Below are 17,809 nucleotides of genomic sequence, written 5' to 3' on the forward strand. Positions count from 1 at the left end.
GGGCGGCCCAGTTTCGAGCCTGCTCAGTTGGGCTTGGGTGAGGCCGAGCCATCGGGCGACGACGGTCTGAGCCAAAGGGCTGCGGCCGTGGTAGGGGTGGCAGCGGTAGGCGCGGAACGCCTGCCCAAGGTGCCGCCCGGCCAGCGCCTGCCGCAGCGGCGGATGGTCCCAGAAGCCTGCCGGCACCGTTGGCGGGGCGCCGACGCGATCCCGCTCTGCCGCTCGGCAGGGCGCGCAGCGTCCGGTGTCATTGTCACGAGCGAGCCGGCCGCCGCACCGGGGGCAGTGCGAGCGCGTTCCCGTCATGGTCGGCGGCTCCCTCGGGTAGCGCGGCCCGGATCACGCTCATTCAATCCTCCGTAGGCCGGAACCGGTATACGTGTCGCGCATATCGGGCCGGTGTCAGAGACGCCAGATCGACACGGCGACCTCGCGCCGTCGCTCGGCGAACAGGCCATCGCGTGCCGCCGTCATCAGGAGGTGACGTAGGTCCGCCTCGAACGCGGGGAACTGTTCGCCGAACAGGTGCGGCGCCGAGCTGGACAGCGAGAACACCGCCGACATGACCTCGTCGACGGAGCGTTCCACGACCATCGCGGGGTCGACCTCGATGCGGGTCGGGTCGGTGAAGCCCGCCTGCCGCATGATCTCGTCTTCGCCGCCCGGGGTGCCGGCGGGCAGCCAACCCTGGCCGGCTCGGCGTACCGGCCCCAGGTAACTCGCAACGAGCTCGTCGATCTGCTGCCACGGCGGCCGGGGGTGCGGCAGCAGGTCGTCCCCGGTCACGCCCTGGTGGGTGTTGGCGTGGACGTGGACCCAGGCCCCGTCGGGCGCGAGCATGTCGCGGACCCGCCGGGCCACGAGCGGCCGGTCCATCCAGTGGAACGACTGGGCGAACGTGACCACCCGGAACGTACCCAAATCGGCCGGCAGCGACTCGGCGCGCAGGTGCCGCCACTCGACGGTGGTGGCCCCGGCCTCGGCTGCCCTGCGCCGCGCCTCGTCGATCATGCCCCGGTCGGCGTCGACGCCCACCGCCGCCTCGAACCGGGGCGCGAACAGGAGCGTCAACGACCCCGGCCCGCAGCCGACGTCCAGGAGCCGGCCGGTGCCGTCGAGGTCGAGTTCCTTGCCGACCGCTTCCACGAGGCTGGGCGGGTAGGGCATGCGCCCGACGCTGTAGTGGCTCGCGCTGCCCGCGTACAACGTCTCGTCCCACTGCCACACCGCGTCCGTCACGGCATCGATGAGACCACAAGACCAACGCCCGGCCGACCGATAATGGTCTGCCGGGCGTTGGTGCTGCTCAGATGAGCGGAGGATACGAGATTCGAACTCGTGAGGGTGTAAACCCAACACGCTTTCCAAGCGTGCGCCCTAGGCCTCTAGGCGAATCCTCCGCGAGCCAGGATACAGGCCTTCGCCGGCCGGGCCACCCCACCACCCCCTGAAGATCGACGGGTCGTCGGGTAGGCTGGGCGTCACCTCCCGTGCGGCGGTATCTCGTGAACCTCCCCAGGGCCGGAAGGCAGCAAGGATAAGCGAGCTCTGCCGGGTGCACGGGAGGCCTTTTTGTCTCCGGGGCCCTCGATCCACTCCAGGTCGCCGATGTGGGGCTGTCCCGGGCCGTGGACACCGCCATATCGCCGATATGGAGTCGATCAACCCGCCACAACCCGCCGCAACCAATGCCGGGGCCGGCGGGGTGGGTGGTCACCCGCGCCTGAGCGGCGCAGAATGGCTCGGTCGAGAGGAGGCGGGACGAGTGACGCTGGCGCTCTACCGCAAGTACCGGCCGCGTACCTTCGCCGAGGTCATCGGGCAGGAGCACGTCACCGAGCCGTTGTCGCAGGCGCTGCGCAGCGGCCGGCTCAACCACGCCTACCTCTTCTCCGGCCCACGTGGCTGTGGCAAGACCTCCAGCGCTCGGATCCTGGCCCGCTCGCTCAACTGTGAGCAGGGCCCCACCCCCGAGCCGTGCGGCAAGTGCGAGTCCTGCCGCTCGCTGGCCACCGACGGCGCCGGCTCGATCGACGTGATCGAGATCGACGCGGCCAGCCACGGCGGTGTCGACGACGCCCGTGAGCTGCGCGAACGCGCCTTCTTCGCGCCGGCCAGCAGCCGCTTCAAGATCTACGTGATCGACGAGGCGCACATGGTCTCGACCCAGGGCTTCAACGCCCTGCTCAAGCTGGTCGAGGAGCCTCCGGAGTTCGTCAAGTTCATCTTCGCCACCACCGAGCCGGAGAAGGTCCTCGGCACGATCAGGTCGCGGACCCACCACTACCCGTTCCGGCTGATCCCGCCGAAGGTGCTCCGCCCGTACCTGGAGCAACTCACTCAGGCCGAGGGCGTCTCCGTCGAGCCGGCGGTGTTCCCGCTGGTGGTCCGCGCCGGTGGCGGCAGCGCCCGGGACAGCCTCTCGGTGCTCGACCAGCTCATCGCGGGCGCCGGCCCGGAGGGCGTCAGCTACGCCCGCGCCGCAGCCCTTCTCGGGGTCACCGACGCCGCGCTGATCGACGAGATGTGCGACGCGCTGGCCGCCGGGGACGGCGCCGCCGCGTACGCCACCGTCGACCGGGTGGCCGAGGCCGGGCACGACCCCCGCCGGTTCGCGTCGGATCTGCTGGAGCGGCTGCGCGACCTGATCGTGCTTCAGCAGGTGCCGGACGCCGCCGCGAAGGGCCTCATCGACGGCCCCGCCGACCAGATCGAGCGGATGGCCGCGCAGGCCGCACAGCTCGGCCCGGGCACGCTGTCCCGCTGCGCCGACATCGTCCACGACGGCCTGGTGGAGATGCGCGGCACCACCGCGCCCCGCCTGCTGCTGGAGTTGATCTGCGCCCGGATGCTGCTGCCCGGCGCGGACGACTCCACCCGCGGCCTGCTCCAGCGCCTGGAACGCATGGAACGCCGGCTCACCCTGAGCGGCACCGACGCCGCCACCAACCCAGGGGTACGCCCACAGCACGCCCCACCGGTTCCGGCTGCCGCCACCCCGGCACCCGCGAACGCCCCGACCTCCGCACCGCCGTGGGCGGTCGATCCGGCGGAGCCCGCACCGCACAACACTCCCGCCTCGGGCGCTGCCGGCTCGGGCGCTGCCGCCGCGCGCGCGGCTGCCGCTGCCGCCGCCGGGGTGTCGCAGGCGCCGGCCGTGCACACCTCGGGCTCTGCCGGTGCTGGGGTGCCGCACGCGGCTGCCGCCGTCGGTGCTGACTCGTCGCATGCGGCGGCCTCGGGCGCATCGGCCTCGCGTCCCTCGGCCGTCGACGCGTCGATCCCGGTGCCGCCCGCCGCCGGCCAGGCATCCGCCGACCGGGACGCACCCGTCTCGCCCGCCGGACCAGGCGCCGGCTCCCCGGCCCCGCGTCGCGTGGTGCCGCCGTCGGCGGTGCTTCCCGACCCGGCCACGCCAGCGCCGCCCCGACCGGGTGCCCCCGCCGCAGCGCTGGACGCGGTCGCGGTCCGCCGGGTCTGGCCCGACGTGGTCGGCAAGGTCAACCGCACCAACAAGCGGATCGCCGCACTGATGCGCGACGCGGTGGTACGCGAACTCGACGGCGACATGCTGGTGCTGACGGTGAAGTCCACCGTGCTGGCCAAGATGATGGCCGACCATGCGGCGGTGCTCACCGACGCGCTCTACGAGGAGTTGGGCGGCCGCTGGCAGATCCGCTGCGAGGTAGCTGGCGAGCGCGGTGGCGTGTCGCTGTCCGGTCCGCCCCGCTCGCAGTCCGCCGCGCCGGCCCGCGCTGCCGCGCCGCCCGAGCCGCCCCGCGCCGCCGCACCGCACTCCGACCCGCCCCGCGCCGCCGCACCGCCCTCCGCGCCGGCCGAGTCGTCCCCCGCGAATCCGAGCGCCGCAGCCGGCCCGTCGAATGTGCAGGCCGCTACTGCCGCGTCGGGCTCGCCGTCGGCCGCGTCGAACGCGCAGGCCGCTGCTGCTCCGACGAGCGTGCAGCCCGCCCCGACGAGCATGAACACCGCTGCTGCTCAGACGGGCGTGCCGTCTGCTGCGCGGACCCCAGCCGCCACTTCCGGCCCGACCAACGCGCCGCCTGCCCCAGCGAATCCGACCGGTGCTGCCGGCTCGGGCGCCCGTGGTGGTCTGCCCGACGGAACGGGCGGGGATGGCTCCGGTGGCCACGATGCGGGCCGGGAGGGTGGAGCACCGCCCACCGCGCTGGCAGATGACGACGACTGGCCGGAAGCGGCCCGCCCCGGCGGTGGTGCTCCCGCTGCCGAGGCGACGGATGACGAGGACTGGCCGGAGGCCGCTCGTCCGGGTGGCGCGTCGGCCGCAAACGGCGCGGGCTCCGGGGTCGCACTGGACGGCTCCGGCTCGGCACCTGCACCGACCGGCGGGCACGCCACAGGCACCAACGGCACCGGAGGGCACGGCACGGGCACCAACGGCACCGCCGGGCACGGCACGGGCACGCACGGCACGGGCACCAACGGCGCGGGCGGGCATGGCACCGGAGCAGGCGGTTCAGGTGGTTCCGGCCCTGCTGCCGGCGGCGGTAAGCCGGGTGTGCGGGGTAACCCGACACCGGCGGCCCGGCAGCCGGCGACAGCCGGTGGTGCCCCGGTGAGCAGCGCCATCGCCGCAGCTCGCGCGGCGGCGGCGGGGCGCGGTGCGCGTACCGCAGCGGCAGCCCGGCCCGTCGCCGACGCCGAATGGGCCGGCGAGCCGCCCTACGATCCGGACTTCGACGGCCCGTCGCGCGGTGGCAGGCCGGGTGGCGCGGCGCCGGCTGCGCCTGTCTACGAGGGGTTCGACCCGGGCGACGAGCCGTTGGACGAGGTCATCGACGAGAAGACCGCCCGGGAGTCCAGCGAGGAGCAGGCGGTACGGCTGCTTCGGGAGACGTTCGGCGCCGAAAAGATCGACGAGGTAGACGCCCGCTGATCCACCACCCCCCGACCCACAGTCGATCTCGGAGTTGTGGTGGGTGACAAACCACCCGTTGCAGGTCCAACCCGGGCACCACAACTCCATGATCGACCGGGGCGGTTGGGGGCGGGTGGGGGCGGCGGGGCGGCGGGGTTGGGGCTGGGGGGACGGCTTGGCTGGTTAGGGGGCCGGGGGTTGCGTTGCTGGGGTTGGGTTTTCGGCTAGCAGGACGCCTAGGCAGCACGCCCAGAGTGGGAAGGGCAGCACGGCTACGCGTTCCATGCCGCCCACCCCGATCCCGACGCCGTGCTGGGCGATGAACAGCACCGTGCCGACCAGCGCGGTGAGCCCGGCGGCGAGGGTGAGCCGTCGCCACCGGCCGAGCAGCGTGCTGTTCGGTGCGAGCACGGCGACGAGCAGGCCGACGTTGCCCGCTCCCATGATCAGGAATGCGCCGAGGACGTGCAGGTTCTCGTCGACGTCCGCCGGATAGAGGGCGGCGAGGACGTACCCGGTGGTGGCCAGCAGCAGGAGCGTCTGGGCGGAGCGCACCACGCCGCCGCGACCGACGATCCGCCAGGTCAGCAGGAGGCCGGCGGCGAGCAGTACGGCGGTGGCCAACATCCCGGCGTTCATCAGCGGATACCAGGGTGAGCACACGTAGCGGGGCCGGGTGGTGTCCCAGACCCCGCAGCCGACGTTGCCGAGGTCGCTGATGTTGTTGGTGGCCCAACTGTAGGTCGGATGCTGCCAGCGCACGCCGGTGATCAGGTTGGCGACCAGGAAGACCGGTGCTGCCGCCACCCAGCACAGCGCTCCGACGCGGCCGGTGCGGCTGAGGTTCATGCCGTCGAGCAGACCAGCGCGGGGGTGCCCGGCGCACTACCGGTAGATGGCCCGTTGCGGGTAGGGGTAGCCGTACCCGGCGGCTCGGCGTGGGCGTACGCACCGGACGGGGCGGGGGCGGTCACAGCGGTTAGGCTGGGCGGCGGCCGAGCAGACGAGTGCGAGAAGGAGCCATCCGTGCGCCCAGGTGGACAGCCGAACATGCAGCAGATGCTGAAGCAGGCGCAGAAGATGCAGCAGCAGATCGCCGCCGCCCAGGCCGAGCTGGCCGAGGCCGAGCTGACTGGCACTGCCGGTGGTGGGCTGGTCACCGCGACCGTCTCCGGTTCCGGCGAGCTCAAGGCGATCAAGATCGACCCGAAGGCCGTCGACCCGGACGACGTGGAGACGCTGGAGGACCTGGTGGTTGCGGCCATGCACAACGCCGCCGAGGCCGCGCGGGAGCTGACCGAGCGCAAGATGGGCCCGGTCGCCGGTGGCATGGGCGGCCTCGGCCTGCCCGGTTTCTGAGCCGGCAGATGTACGAAGGTGCCATCCAGGATCTGATCGACGAGCTCGGTCGGCTGCCGGGTGTGGGTCCGAAGAGTGCCCAGCGGATCGCGTTCCACGTCCTGTCGGCGGATCCGGCCGACGTCAACCGGCTGGCCGGCGCGCTGCGCAAGGTCAAGGAGCTGGTGCGGTTCTGCACGACCTGCTACAACGTGGCCGAGTCGGAGCAGTGCCGGATCTGCCGCGACCCACGCCGCACCAACGAGGTGCTGTGCGTGGTCGAGGAGCCCAAGGACGTGGTGGCCATCGAGCGGACCGGTGAGTTCCGCGGCCGGTACCACGTGCTCGGCGGCGCGATCAATCCGCTGGAGGGGATCGGTCCGGACAATCTGCGTATCCGGGAGCTGCTGATCCGGCTTGGTGAGGGCACGGTGCGGGAGCTGATCCTTGCCACCGACCCGAACACCGAGGGCGAGGCGACCGCCACCTACCTGGCGTTGATGGTGAAGCCGATGGGCATCGCGGTGACCCGGCTGGCCAGCGGGCTGCCGGTCGGCGGCGACCTGGAGTACGCCGACGAGATCACCCTCGGGAGGGCCTTCGAGGGGCGCCGAGCCGTCTGAATCCCTGTCGTATGCGCCGATGGTCGGCACCCGGTCCGGGTGCCGACCATCGGCGTCTCGGCCCGGCCACTGCCCGGAAACGATCTGACACCTGCTTGCCCCTGCGGCCGCATCGACGTAACAGTTTGGCATCGCGGGTACCGATTATTCGGTTCTGGACGCCGATTACCTTCGATTCGAATGTCAAGCGACGATTGAGGCACGATCCGATACCAACCGTCCACCCGGCAGTTTCCGGCTGGACGCCACGGGAGCTATGGTCACCGCCATCGGTGACCCCTGTCACCACGTTGTCCGTACCCCCAAGGACGAGGTGAAGCACGATGCGTGCACCCAGGCCGAAGGTCGCGATAGCGGCCGTCGCGGTCGCGGCCCTCGCGGTAGCAGGCTGCGCCGAGAGCAACCGCGATGACAATTCCGGCGGTAGCAAGAAGGACACCCTCGTCTTCGGCGTTGCCGGAGACCCGAAGGTGCTCGACCCGAGTTTCGCCAGCGACGGTGAGTCGCTGCGTGTGGCCCGTCAGGTCTTCGAGACCCTGGTCCGGCCGGAGGAGGGCGGCACCAAGGTCACCCCCGGCCTGGCCGAGTCCTGGACTCCGGACGCCGCCGGCACCACCTGGACCTTCAAGCTCCGGTCCGGCGTGAAGTTCCACGATGGCACCGACTTCAACGCCGAGGCCGTCTGCGTCAACTTCAACCGGTGGTACAACGCCAAGGGCCTCATGCAGAGCCCCGACGTGACCGCCTACTGGCAGGACGTCATGGGTGGCTTCGCCGCGAACGAGAACGCGGACCTGCCGCCGAGCCTCTTCAAGTCGTGCGCCGCCAAGGACGCGACCACTGTGGACCTGTCGTTCACCCGGGTCTCCAGCAAGATCCCGGCCGCGCTGATGCTCCCCTCGTTCTCCATCCACAGCCCGAAGGCGCTGCAGGAGTTCGACGCCAGCAACGTGGGCGGCACCTCCGAGGACATCAAGTACCCGTCGTACGCGACGGAGCACCCGACCGGCACCGGCCCGTTCAAGTTCAAGGCCTGGGACGTCGCGAACAAGACGCTGACCCTTGAGCGCAACGAGGACTACGCCGGCCCCAAGGCCAAGCTGAAGACCCTGATCTTCAAGACGATCTCGGACGAGAACGCCCGCAAGCAGGCGCTGCGCTCCGGTGACATCCAGGGCTACGACCTGGTCGGCCCGGCCGACGTCGAGCCGCTGAAGGGCGAGGGCTTCAACGTCCTCACCCGTCCGGCGTTCAACGTGCTCTACCTGGCGATCAACCAGAAGGGCAACCCGAAGCTCGCCGACCTGAAGGTCCGGCAGGCCATCGCGTACGCGCTGAACCGTCAGCAGCTCGTCGACTCGAAGCTGCCCCCGGGCGCCAAGGTCGCCGACAACTTCATGCCGGACACCGTCGAGGGTTGGAACGGCGACGTCACCAAGTACACGTACGACCCGGCCAAGGCGAAGGCGCTGCTGGCCGAGGCGGGCGCGTCCAACCTGACGCTGCGGTTCCACTACCCGACCGAGGTCACCCGGCCGTACATGCCGAACCCGAAGGACATCTTCGAGCTGCTCTCGGCGGACCTGAAGGCTGTTGGCATCACCGTCGAGGCGATCCCGCTCAAGTGGAGCCCGGACTACCTCAACGCCACCACCTCCGGGAACAAGCACGACATCCACTTCCTCGGCTGGACCGGCGACTACGGCGACGCCTACAACTTCATCGGCACCTTCTTCGACCGGCCGAAGGACGAGTGGGGCTTCACCAACCAGGCCCTGTTCGACCAGTTCAAGGACGCGGACAGCACCGCCGACATCGCGGCCCGGACCGAGAAGTACAAGGCCCTGAACAAGTCCGTGATGGACTTCCTGCCCGGTGTGCCGATCTCGCACTCGCCGCCGGCGATCGTGTTCGGCAAGGACGTGACCGGCGTCAAGGCGAGCCCGCTCACCGACGAGCGGTACGCCAGCGCCGAGTTCAAGTAAGTCTGATCTGACGCAAGGAACGCGGGCGGGCGCTGTCGCACAGCGCCCGCCCGCAACCCTCCGCACCCCTTCGAGGCCGCCGTGTTCCGGTTCATCGTCAGACGCCTGCTTCAGCTGATACCCACGCTGTTCGGGCTCTCCCTCCTGCTCTTCATCTGGCTACGTCGGCTTCCCGGCGGCCCCGAGACCGCCATCCTGGGCGAGCGCGGCACGCCCGAGATGCGTGCCGCCATCCGCCACAACATGGGCCTCGACGAGCCCATCCTGGTGCAGTACGGCCGGTTCGTACGCCGGATGATCAAGCTCGACCTGGGCACCTCGACCTCCACCAAGCGGGCGGTCACCACGGAGTTCATCGAGCGCTTCCCCGGCACCGTCGAGCTGACCATCACCGCCATGGTGATCGCGATCGGTGTCGGCATCCCGCTCGGCTATCTGGCCGCCCGACGTCGTGGCCGGTTCCTGGACCACGCGTCCGTGGGCGGTTCGCTGATCGGCATCTGCATCCCGGTGTTCTTCCTGGGCTACGTGCTCAAGGCGATCTTCTCGGAGAACCTGCACTGGTTCCCGTCCAGCGGCCGGCAGGACCCGACGCTCGGGGCGACCCGCGTCACCAACTTCTTCGTCCTCGACGGGCTGATGACCCGCGAGTGGGACGCGGCCGCCGACGCCCTCTGGCATCTGGTGCTGCCCGCCATCGCGCTGGCCAGCATCCCGCTGGCGATCATCGTCCGGATAACCCGGGCGAGCGTGCTGGAGGTTCTCAACGAGGACTTCGTTCGGACCGCCGAGGCCAAGGGCCTGACCGAGCGGACGGTCCGTGGCCGGCACGTGCTGCGCAACGCGATGCTGCCGGTGGCCACCTCGATCGGCCTGCTCGCCGGCGGTCTGCTCTCCGGTGCCGTACTGACCGAGACCGTCTTCGCCTTCAGTGGCATCGGAGCATTCGTCGCCGAGGCCATCGGCCAGCGCGACTATCCGGTGCTGATGGGCTTCATTCTGATCATCGCGGTGGTGTACGTGCTGGTGAACCTCCTGGTCGATCTCTCCTACAGCTTCATCGACCCGAGGGTGAGGGTCCGATGACCCTCAGCCCGGGCAAGAAGCGCGAAAAGATCGACCGGCTCTCGGAGTTGGCCGCCCGCGACGACGAGCGTGGCGTCAGCCTCTGGCAGGAGGCGTTCCGACGGCTGCGCGGCAACCCGGCGGCGATCGTCGGTGCGATCATCCTGGCGATCTTCGTGCTGGTCGCGGTGATCGGGCCGTTCCTCGTGCCGTACGCGCCGACCGACACGATCGGCATCCGCGAGGGTCTGATCAAGCCGGGCGTCATTCCGGGCCCCGACGGCGATCACTGGTTCGGCTACGACCACCAGGGCCGGGACGAGTTCAGCCGGATGATCGTGGGTGCCCGGCAGACCCTGCTGGTCGGCGTGGTCTCCACCCTCATCGGCTTGGCGGTCGGCGCGCTGATCGGCGGCATCTCCGGTGCCGCGGCCGGCCTCGGTGGCCGGTGGGGGCGGTGGATCGACACCACCCTGATGCGGTTCGTCGACATGCTGCTGGCGATGCCGAGCCTGCTGCTGGCGGTCAGCATCGCCGCCCTGCTCGGCGCCAGCCTGACGACGGTGATGATCGCCGTCGGTGTGGTCTCGGTGCCGGTCTTCGCGCGGCTGCTGCGCGGCTCGATGATCTCCCAGGCCAACAGCGACTACGTGCTGGCGGCCACCTCGCTCGGCGTGAAGAAGTCGAAGATCGCGCTGACCCACGTGGTGCCGAACTCGCTCGCCCCGGTGATCGTGCAGGCCACCCTGACCCTGGCGACCGCGATCATCGAGGCCGCGGCGCTCTCCTTCCTGGGCCTGGGTAACCCCGACACCGCCGTACCGGAGTGGGGGGTCATGCTCGCCGACGCGCAGCAGTACCTCGGCATCCGGCCGTCGCTGGCGATCTACCCGGCGGTCGCGATCATCATCACCGCGCTCGGCTTCACCCTGCTGGGAGAGGCGATGCGCGAGGCCCTCGACCCGAAGCTGCGGAAGTAGGCCCGGTATGTGTGAAGCGCGAGGAGTGAGCTTGCGAGCCCCGCAGTCGCGAACGGAAGACCGCTTGTGTGAAGCGCGAGGAGTGAGCTTGCGAGCCCCGCAGTCGCGAACGGAAGGCCAGTAATGGCACTGCTCGAAGTGGACGATCTCTCCGTCACGTTCGCCCGGCGCGGCCAGCGGGCCGTGCACGCGGTCGACGGTGTGTCCTTCTCCGTCGACGCCGGTGAGGTGGTCGGCCTGGTCGGCGAGTCCGGCTGCGGCAAGAGCGTCACCTCGCTGGCGCTCATGGGTCTGCTGCCGAAGCAGCCCGGCCTGCGGGTCGGTGGCAAGGCCGTCTTCGACGGCACCGACCTGCTCCAGCTCGACGACCGGTCTCGGCGGGACATCCGGGGTCGCGACATCGCGATGATCTTCCAGGACCCACTCTCCTCACTGAACCCGGTGATCCCGATCGGGTTGCAGGTGACCGAGGTGCTCACCCGGCACCGGGGGATGAAGGGCGACGCCGCAGCCAAGGAGGCGGCGTCGCTGCTGGACCGGGTCGGCATCCCGGACCCGAAGCGCCGGCTGAAGGAGTACCCGCACCAGCTCTCCGGCGGGATGCGGCAGCGGGCGTTGATCGCGATGGCGGTGGCATGCCAGCCTCGGCTGCTGATCGCCGACGAGCCGACCACCGCGCTGGACGTCACCATCCAGGCCCAGATCCTGGAGCTGCTCAAGGACCTGGTGCGGGACTCCGGCACGGCGTTGCTGATGATCACGCACGATCTCGGTGTGGTGGCCGGGATGGTCGACACGGTCAACGTGCTCTACGCCGGCCGCGTGGTGGAGACGGCCCGCCGTCGTCCACTGTTCCGCGAGCCGCGGCACCCGTACACCGTGGGTCTGCTCGGCTCGGTGCCGCGCCTGGACGCCGGACGGGGCGAGAAGCTCACCCCGATTCCCGGTTCGGTCCGTGACCTGCTGCCCTGGCCGGACGGTTGCGCCTTCGCCCCGCGATGCGCCCGCCGGACCGACGAGTGCGTGGGGCAGCCGCCGGAGCTGGCGCACACCTACGACGGGCGCAGCTACCGGTGCGTCAACCCGGAGCCGGTGCCCGGCACGGTGCCCGCTCCCCGCGAGGAGGAATCAGCGTGAGCGAGCGTAGCGAGCGAACCATCAGGCACAGCAGCGTGGCGTCTCGCGCCGGCGCGGAGCGAAGCGGAGCGCTGGCGTGAGCGAGAACGACATCCTCGTCGAGGTACGCGACCTGAAGGTGCACTTCCCGATCAAGCGGGGAGTGCTCTTCGACCGGGTGGTCGGGCACGTGAAGGCGGTCGACGGGGTTGACCTGAGCATCCCGCGCGGCAAGACGTACGGCCTGGTCGGCGAGTCGGGCTGCGGAAAGTCCACGCTCGGCCGGGCACTGCTCCAGCTCACCCCGCCGACCGCGGGCGAGGTCAGCTTCGACGGCGTCGAGCTGACGACGCTGCCGCCGGGCAAGCTGCGCACCATGCGGCGTCGGATGCAGATGATCTTCCAGGATCCGATGTCCAGCCTCGACCCGCGGCAGAACGTCGAGTCGATCCTGACCGAGGGGTTGCAGACCCACGGGATCGGCACCGACCGCACCGACCGTCGGCGGATCATCGGCGAGACGCTGGACGCGGTGGGGTTGCCCCGCTGGGCGTTGTCCCGCTATCCGCACGAGTTCTCCGGCGGGCAGCGCCAGCGCATCGGTATCGCCCGCGCGGTGGTGCTCGGGCCGGAGCTGATCGTCGCCGACGAGCCGGTCTCGGCGCTCGACGTCTCGATCCAGGCTCAGGTCGTGAACCTGCTGGACGAGCTACAGGACAGCCTGGGGCTGACCTACCTGGTGATCGCGCACGACCTCGCGGTCGTCCGGCACATCTCCGACACCGTCGGCGTGATGTACCTGGGCGCGCTGGTCGAGGAGGCGCCGAGCGACCGGCTCTACACCGAGCCGCTGCACCCGTACACCCGGGCACTGATGTCCGCGGTGCCGGTGCCGGACCCGGACGTGGAGGACCGGCGGGAGCGGATCCTGCTCGCGGGCGACCTGCCCTCGCCGTCGAACCCGCCGTCCGGGTGTCGTTTCCACACCCGCTGCCCGTGGGCGCAGCCCACCCGCTGCAAGGACGAGCGGCCGGTGCTGCGGGAGATCGGCACCAGCCGGGTCGCCTGCCACTTCGCCGAGCAGATCGCCAGCGGGGAACTGCGCCCGCACAAGGTCAGCGTGCAGATCGTCCGCCCCGAGAGCGAGGGCGACTCGCCGGGCGTGGTCTCCGCCCCCAGCGAGCCCGGCTCGTACGTCTGAGACGTGACGCACCGTCCGGAGGTCGTCAGCCCTCCGGGCGGTGCAGCAGGGCCACCGCGACACCGTGCACCGCGTCCAGCCCGGCCGGGTCGCCCAGCGGGACCGACCCGCCGGTCACCACGTACCACTCGTCCGCGTCCTTGTACTGCACCCGCAGCGTGACGGTGCCGTCCGCGTACTCGGTGCGCAGCGTCAGTTCGCCGGTGACCACACCGACCTCGTCGGTCATCACCCCACCCGGACCCGGCACGATGTCGGCGGTGCGGCTCTGCGCCCCGCCGGCACCATCGGAATCCGCGACCATGCCGGCCCCCGGCACGGCGGTCGGGGTTTCGGCGGCGCCGTCCGCGGTCATGCCGGCTGTGGCCGGGCCCTTGTCACCGGTCTCCTCGGCCTCTGTCACGAATTACTCCCCACCGTGCAGCCCTCCAACATGTCGGCCAGAGTGGACTTCTCGGCACTTGTCACAGTCAACCGCCAGTAGTGCTTGACGGCTACCCAGTCTTCCGCGTACTGGCACCAGTACGACCGGTTCGCCGGCTTCCACTGGGACGGGTCCTGGTCACCCTTTGACCGGTTCGACGACGCCGAAACCGCGAAGAGTTGCGGTCGGGTCGTGTCGTTGGCGAAGTCGCCACGCTTCGTGTCGTCCCACTCGTCGGCGCCCGAACGCCACGCGTTGGCCAACGGCACCATGTGGTCGATGTCCACCTCAGAGGGGTCGGCGGCGCTGCGGCCGTCGTACACGCTCTCCCAGCGACCACCGACCACGTTGCAGCCGGACAGCTTCACGTCCTCGCCGTCGCGCTGCAGGATGGTGTCCCGCACGTCGCAGTTCTTGCCGGTGTTCCGCCAGTGCGGAAAGCGACTCCGGCTGTAGCCCTTCATCGAGCCGGCCTCGGCGACGGTCAGCTCACCCAACTGCTGCGCCGCGTTACCGCCGCCACCCGACGGGGACGCCTCCGGTTCGTCCGGAGGGACACAACCGGCAACACCAAGCGCCAGCGCCGCGACGAGCGCGGTCACCGCCGCGCGCGATCCTGATCTGGTACGCACAGACGACACCTCTCCAGCTTGCGGGCTCTCGGCGATTGCGCACAGTACCCGGGCACGGTTTCGGCGTTTCGTGGCGTCTCCCACAATCTGCAAGGCAGATTGGTGAGATGACCACCTCCGTTCCCTCGCCCGCTCTGCGGATGGGCACCGCCGCCGGTCGGGGGACGCTGCTCGCCGCAGTGCTCGCCTCCGGAATGGTCTTCCTCGACGGCACCGTCGTCAACGTGGCGCTGCCGAAACTCGGTCAGGATCTCGGTGCCAATGTGGCCGATCTCCAATGGACCGTCAATGGCTACCTGCTGACGCTGGCGGCGTTCGTGCTGCTCGGCGGGGCGCTCGGGGACCGCTTCGGCCGGCGGCGGGTCTTCCTGATCGGGGTGGTGTGGTTCACTGCCGCCTCGGTGCTGTGCGGGCTGGCCCAGGGCACCGGCACGCTGATCGCGGCCCGGTTCCTCCAGGGCGTCGGCGGCGCGCTGCTCACCCCCGGCTCCCTGTCGGTGCTCCAGGCCAGCTTCCACCCCGACGACCGGGGGCGGGCCATCGGTGGCTGGGCCGGCCTGTCCGGAGTGTCCACGGCGTTGGGGCCGTTCATCGGTGGCTGGCTGATCGACGCGCTGTCCTGGCGGTGGATCTTCTTCCTGAACGTGCCGCTCGCCGTACTGGTGTTGCTGGCCACCGCGCGATGGGTGCCGGAGAGCCGCGACGAGAACGTCTCGCGGACCCAGGGGCCGGGCCACACCCGACGTCGGTTCGACGTGGCCGGTGCGTTGCTCGGCGCGCTCGCGCTCGCCGGCGTCACGTACGCCCTGATCGACGCGCCCGCACGCGGCTACGCCTCGGCCCCGGTGCTGGTCGCGGTGCTCGTCGGGGTGGTGGCGGCGGTGGTCTTCGTCGTGCTGGAACGGCGGCGCGGCGACACCGCGATGCTGCCGACCGGGTTGTTCGGCAGCCGGCTCTTCTCGGTGCTGAACATCTTCACCGTGGTGGTCTACGCGGCGCTCGGCGGCTTCACCTTCTTCTTCGCCGTCTACCTGCAGAACGTCGTCGAGTGGTCGGCCCTCCGCACCGGGATCGCGCTGCTGCCGATGACGGTGCTGCTGCTCATCGGGTCGGCCCGGGCCGGGGCGCTGTCGGCGCGGATCGGCCCGCGGCTGCCGTTGGCCGTCGGGCCGGTGGTGGCCGCCGTCGGTCTGCTGCTGTTGCGGGGCGTCGGGCCGGGCGCGTCGTACTGGCGGGACGTGCTGCCCGGGGTGCTGCTCTTCGGCCTCGGGCTGACCCTGGTGGTCGCGCCGTTGACCGCGTCGGTGCTGGCGGCGGTGCAGGACCGCTTCTCGGGGGTGGCCAGCGGCTTCAACAACGCCGCGGCCCGGGCCGGCGGTCTGCTCGCGGTGGCCGCGTTGCCGCTGCTGGTCGGCCTCTCCGGCAGCGGGTACGAGCAGAAGACCGAGCTGACCGACGCGTACCGGGGTGCGCTGCTCTGGTGTGCGGGGCTGCTGCTGGCCGGCGCGGTGCTGGCCCTCGTGCTGGTGCACCGACCGCCCCGCGCGGCCCCACCGTCGCAGCCCTGCCACTCGCTGCCCGCCGCCACACCCCCGAAGTAGGGCACCACCTCGGGGGTGCGGCGCGTGTCGTCTACTGGCGGGCGCGGTTGACGGCGCTGGTGACCGCCTTGATCGAGGCGGTCACGATGTTGGCGTCGGTGCCGACGCCCCAGACCGTGCGGCCGTCCACCTCGCACTCCACGTACGCGGCGGCCTGCGCGTCACCACCGGAGGAGAGCGCGTGCTCGTGGTAGTCGAGCACCCGCACGCCCACCCCCACCGACTGGAGCGCGTTGACGTACGCGTCGATCGGGCCGTTACCGATCGCCGTGAGTGACCGCTGCTCGGTGCCCACGCCGACCTGGGCTTCGATCTCGACCTTGCCGTCGGTGGTGCCGATCGTGTAGCCGGCCAGACGGACCGCCGGGTCGGGCTGGTGGTCGAGCAGGTAGTGCGTCGCGAAGATCTCCCACATGGCGCGCGGGTCGACCTCTCCGCCGTCGTGATCGGTGACCTGCTGCACCACCCCGGAGAACTCGATCTGGAGCCGGCGGGGCAGGTCCAGTTGGTATTCGCTCTTCATGATGTACGCGACGCCGCCCTTGCCGGACTGCGAGTTGACCCGGATGACCGCCTCGTAGGTGCGGCCCAGGTCTTTCGGGTCGATCGGCAGGTAGGGCACCGCCCAGGTGTGCTCGTCGACCGGTACGCCGGCCGCCTTCGCGTCGGCGTTGAGGGCGTCGAAGCCCTTCTTGATGGCGTCCTGGTGCGAGCCGGAGAAGGCGGTGTAGACCAGGTCGCCCGCGTACGGGTGGCGCTCGTGCACCGGCAGCTGGTTGCAGTACTCGACGGCTCGCCGGATCTCGTCGATGTTGGAGAAGTCGATCATCGGGTCGATGCCCTGCGAGAACAGGTTGAGGCCCAGCGTCACCAGGTCCACGTTGCCGGTGCGCTCACCGTTGCCGAACAGGCAGCCCTCGATCCGGTCGGCGCCGGCGAGCAGGCCCAGCTCGGCGGCGGCCACCCCGGTGCCCCGGTCGTTGTGCGGGTGCAGGCTCAGCACCACGCTGTCCCGGCGCGGCAGGTGCCGGTGCATCCACTCGATCGAGTCGGCGTACACGTTCGGCGTCGCCATCTCGACGGTGGCCGGCAGGTTGATGATCAGGGGCCGGGCGGGCGTCGGGTCGATCACGTCGATCACCCGGGAGCAGACCTCCAGCGCGTACTCCAGCTCGGTGCCCGTGTAGGACTCCGGCGAGTACTCGTAGAAGATCTCGGTGTCCGGGGTGTGGATCTCCGCGTACTTCTGGCAGAGCCGGGCACCGGTGGTGGCGATGTCGGCGATGCCGTCCTTGTCCAGGCCGAAGACGACCCGGCGCTGGAGCGTGGAGGTCGAGTTGTAGAAGTGCACGATCGCCCGCTTCGCACCGCGCAGCGACTCGAACGTCCGGTCGATCAGGTGCTCCCGGCACTGGGTGAGCACCTGGATGGTGACGTCGTCCGGGATCATGTCCTGTTCGATGAGTTGCCGGACGAAGTCGTAGTCGGTCTGGCTGGCCGACGGGAAGCCGACCTCGATCTCCTTGTAGCCCATCTGCACCAGCAGCTGGAACATCCGGCGCTTGCGCTCGGGCGACATCGGGTCGATCAGCGCCTGGTTGCCGTCGCGCAGGTCCACCGCGCACCAGCGCGGCGCGGCCTCGACAGTGCGGGTGGGCCAGGTGCGGTCCGGCAGCTCCACCCGGACCTGCTCCTGGTAGGGCTGGTAGCGGTGGTACGGCATCCCACTCGGGCGTTGCCGAGCGATCGGATCGGTGTCAGCGTCGGTGACAGGTTGAGCCATCTCAGAGTGCTCCCTGGAACATGTGGCGTCAGCAGATCGGAAGGTGTCGGCACGGTGCCGCGCGACGGTGCACGCGCAACTGCCGATAAGAAGATCGGATGTGCTGGACGGCGCGATGCGACTCCGCGACGAGGTGCCGGCCGGTTAGGCCTCGTCGCGGCGGC

General features: G+C 70.6%; 14 protein-coding genes, 1 tRNA gene and 1 other RNA gene. 10 read left to right on the forward strand and 6 right to left on the reverse strand.

Features of this window, described 5'->3' with window-relative positions:
* Positions 1-402 precede the first annotated feature (402 nt).
* Both ABZ808_RS22325 and ABZ808_RS22330 read right to left on the reverse strand, forming a co-directional pair.
* The gene (locus ABZ808_RS22325) at positions 403-1,239 is read right to left on the reverse strand and encodes a class I SAM-dependent methyltransferase (RefSeq protein WP_357009660.1); all 837 of its coding nucleotides are present in this window, start codon (positions 1,237-1,239) and stop codon (positions 403-405) included.
* A gap of 76 nt (positions 1,240-1,315) precedes the next feature.
* Positions 1,316-1,400 (reverse strand) — tRNA-Ser (locus ABZ808_RS22330).
* 82 nt (positions 1,401-1,482) lie between these two features.
* Between ABZ808_RS22330 and ffs the strand changes: the two genes are divergently transcribed.
* Both ffs and ABZ808_RS22340 read left to right on the forward strand, forming a co-directional pair.
* Positions 1,483-1,572: signal recognition particle sRNA small type (gene ffs, locus ABZ808_RS22335), an RNA gene on the forward strand.
* Between the two features lie 193 nt (positions 1,573-1,765).
* Positions 1,766-4,915, forward strand: a complete 3,150-nt coding sequence (locus tag ABZ808_RS22340; RefSeq protein ID WP_357009663.1) for a DNA polymerase III subunit gamma and tau — start codon at positions 1,766-1,768, stop codon at positions 4,913-4,915.
* A 165-nt stretch (positions 4,916-5,080) separates the two neighbouring features.
* Here ABZ808_RS22340 and ABZ808_RS22345 read toward each other — a convergent pair whose 3' ends face one another.
* Entirely contained in the window at positions 5,081-5,746 is a 666-nt protein-coding gene (locus tag ABZ808_RS22345; RefSeq protein WP_357009667.1) for a DUF998 domain-containing protein, read from the reverse strand.
* A gap of 201 nt (positions 5,747-5,947) precedes the next feature.
* Here ABZ808_RS22345 and ABZ808_RS22350 point away from each other — a divergent pair, with 201 nt between their 5' ends.
* From ABZ808_RS22350 to ABZ808_RS22380, 7 genes are all read left to right on the forward strand, one after another.
* Positions 5,948-6,256: a YbaB/EbfC family nucleoid-associated protein gene (locus ABZ808_RS22350; RefSeq protein WP_357010708.1), complete on the forward strand. Its 309-nt coding sequence runs from the start codon at positions 5,948-5,950 to the stop codon at positions 6,254-6,256.
* Between the two features lie 8 nt (positions 6,257-6,264).
* Positions 6,265-6,858, forward strand: a complete 594-nt coding sequence (gene recR / locus ABZ808_RS22355; RefSeq protein WP_357009669.1) for a recombination mediator RecR — start codon at positions 6,265-6,267, stop codon at positions 6,856-6,858.
* A 323-nt stretch (positions 6,859-7,181) separates the two neighbouring features.
* Entirely contained in the window at positions 7,182-8,843 is a 1,662-nt protein-coding gene (locus tag ABZ808_RS22360; RefSeq protein WP_357009672.1) for an ABC transporter substrate-binding protein, read from the forward strand.
* Between the two features lie 81 nt (positions 8,844-8,924).
* Complete coding sequence (locus tag ABZ808_RS22365) at positions 8,925-9,929, forward strand: ABC transporter permease (RefSeq protein ID WP_357009675.1); 1,005 nt, start codon at positions 8,925-8,927, stop codon at positions 9,927-9,929.
* Positions 9,926-10,888: an ABC transporter permease gene (locus tag ABZ808_RS22370; protein WP_357009678.1), complete on the forward strand. Its 963-nt coding sequence runs from the start codon at positions 9,926-9,928 to the stop codon at positions 10,886-10,888. The genes ABZ808_RS22365 and ABZ808_RS22370 overlap by 4 nt, the downstream gene beginning before the upstream one ends.
* A 123-nt stretch (positions 10,889-11,011) precedes the next feature.
* Entirely contained in the window at positions 11,012-12,025 is a 1,014-nt protein-coding gene (locus ABZ808_RS22375) for an ABC transporter ATP-binding protein (protein ID WP_357009680.1), read from the forward strand.
* A 76-nt stretch (positions 12,026-12,101) separates the two neighbouring features.
* A complete protein-coding gene (locus tag ABZ808_RS22380; protein WP_357009682.1) occupies positions 12,102-13,205 on the forward strand; it encodes an oligopeptide/dipeptide ABC transporter ATP-binding protein in 1,104 nt (367 codons plus the stop codon).
* A gap of 25 nt (positions 13,206-13,230) precedes the next feature.
* Here ABZ808_RS22380 and ABZ808_RS22385 read toward each other — a convergent pair whose 3' ends face one another.
* Both ABZ808_RS22385 and ABZ808_RS22390 read right to left on the reverse strand, forming a co-directional pair.
* The gene (locus ABZ808_RS22385) at positions 13,231-13,608 is read right to left on the reverse strand and encodes a hypothetical protein (RefSeq protein WP_357009685.1); all 378 of its coding nucleotides are present in this window, start codon (positions 13,606-13,608) and stop codon (positions 13,231-13,233) included.
* The gene (locus tag ABZ808_RS22390) at positions 13,605-14,261 is read right to left on the reverse strand and encodes an HNH endonuclease family protein (protein ID WP_357009688.1); all 657 of its coding nucleotides are present in this window, start codon (positions 14,259-14,261) and stop codon (positions 13,605-13,607) included. The genes ABZ808_RS22385 and ABZ808_RS22390 overlap by 4 nt, the downstream gene beginning before the upstream one ends.
* Before the next feature lie 107 nt (positions 14,262-14,368).
* Here ABZ808_RS22390 and ABZ808_RS22395 point away from each other — a divergent pair, with 107 nt between their 5' ends.
* Positions 14,369-15,862: an MFS transporter gene (locus tag ABZ808_RS22395; protein ID WP_357009691.1), complete on the forward strand. Its 1,494-nt coding sequence runs from the start codon at positions 14,369-14,371 to the stop codon at positions 15,860-15,862.
* Positions 15,863-15,893: 31 nt separating this feature from the next.
* On the opposite strand, the gene leuA is transcribed toward ABZ808_RS22395, so the two are convergent.
* A complete protein-coding gene (gene leuA / locus ABZ808_RS22400; protein ID WP_357009693.1) occupies positions 15,894-17,645 on the reverse strand; it encodes a 2-isopropylmalate synthase in 1,752 nt (583 codons plus the stop codon).
* Between the last annotated feature and the right edge of the window lie 164 nt (positions 17,646-17,809).

The organism is Micromonospora sp. NPDC047527 (assembly GCF_040643015.1).
GTDB lineage: Bacteria > Actinomycetota > Actinomycetes > Mycobacteriales > Micromonosporaceae > Micromonospora.

Coding starts and splice junctions, on each gene's coding strand:
- ABZ808_RS22345 (WP_357009667.1), bottom strand. CDS start 5,746: ATGAACCTCAGCCGCACCGGCCGCGTCGGAGCGCTGTGCTGGGTGGCG.
- ABZ808_RS22350 (WP_357010708.1), top strand. CDS start 5,948: ATGCAGCAGATGCTGAAGCAGGCGCAGAAGATGCAGCAGCAGATCGCC.
- recR (WP_357009669.1), top strand. CDS start 6,265: ATGTACGAAGGTGCCATCCAGGATCTGATCGACGAGCTCGGTCGGCTG.
- ABZ808_RS22360 (WP_357009672.1), top strand. CDS start 7,182: ATGCGTGCACCCAGGCCGAAGGTCGCGATAGCGGCCGTCGCGGTCGCG.
- ABZ808_RS22370 (WP_357009678.1), top strand. CDS start 9,926: ATGACCCTCAGCCCGGGCAAGAAGCGCGAAAAGATCGACCGGCTCTCG.
- ABZ808_RS22375 (WP_357009680.1), top strand. CDS start 11,012: ATGGCACTGCTCGAAGTGGACGATCTCTCCGTCACGTTCGCCCGGCGC.
- ABZ808_RS22395 (WP_357009691.1), top strand. CDS start 14,369: ATGACCACCTCCGTTCCCTCGCCCGCTCTGCGGATGGGCACCGCCGCC.
- leuA (WP_357009693.1), bottom strand. CDS start 17,645: ATGGCTCAACCTGTCACCGACGCTGACACCGATCCGATCGCTCGGCAA.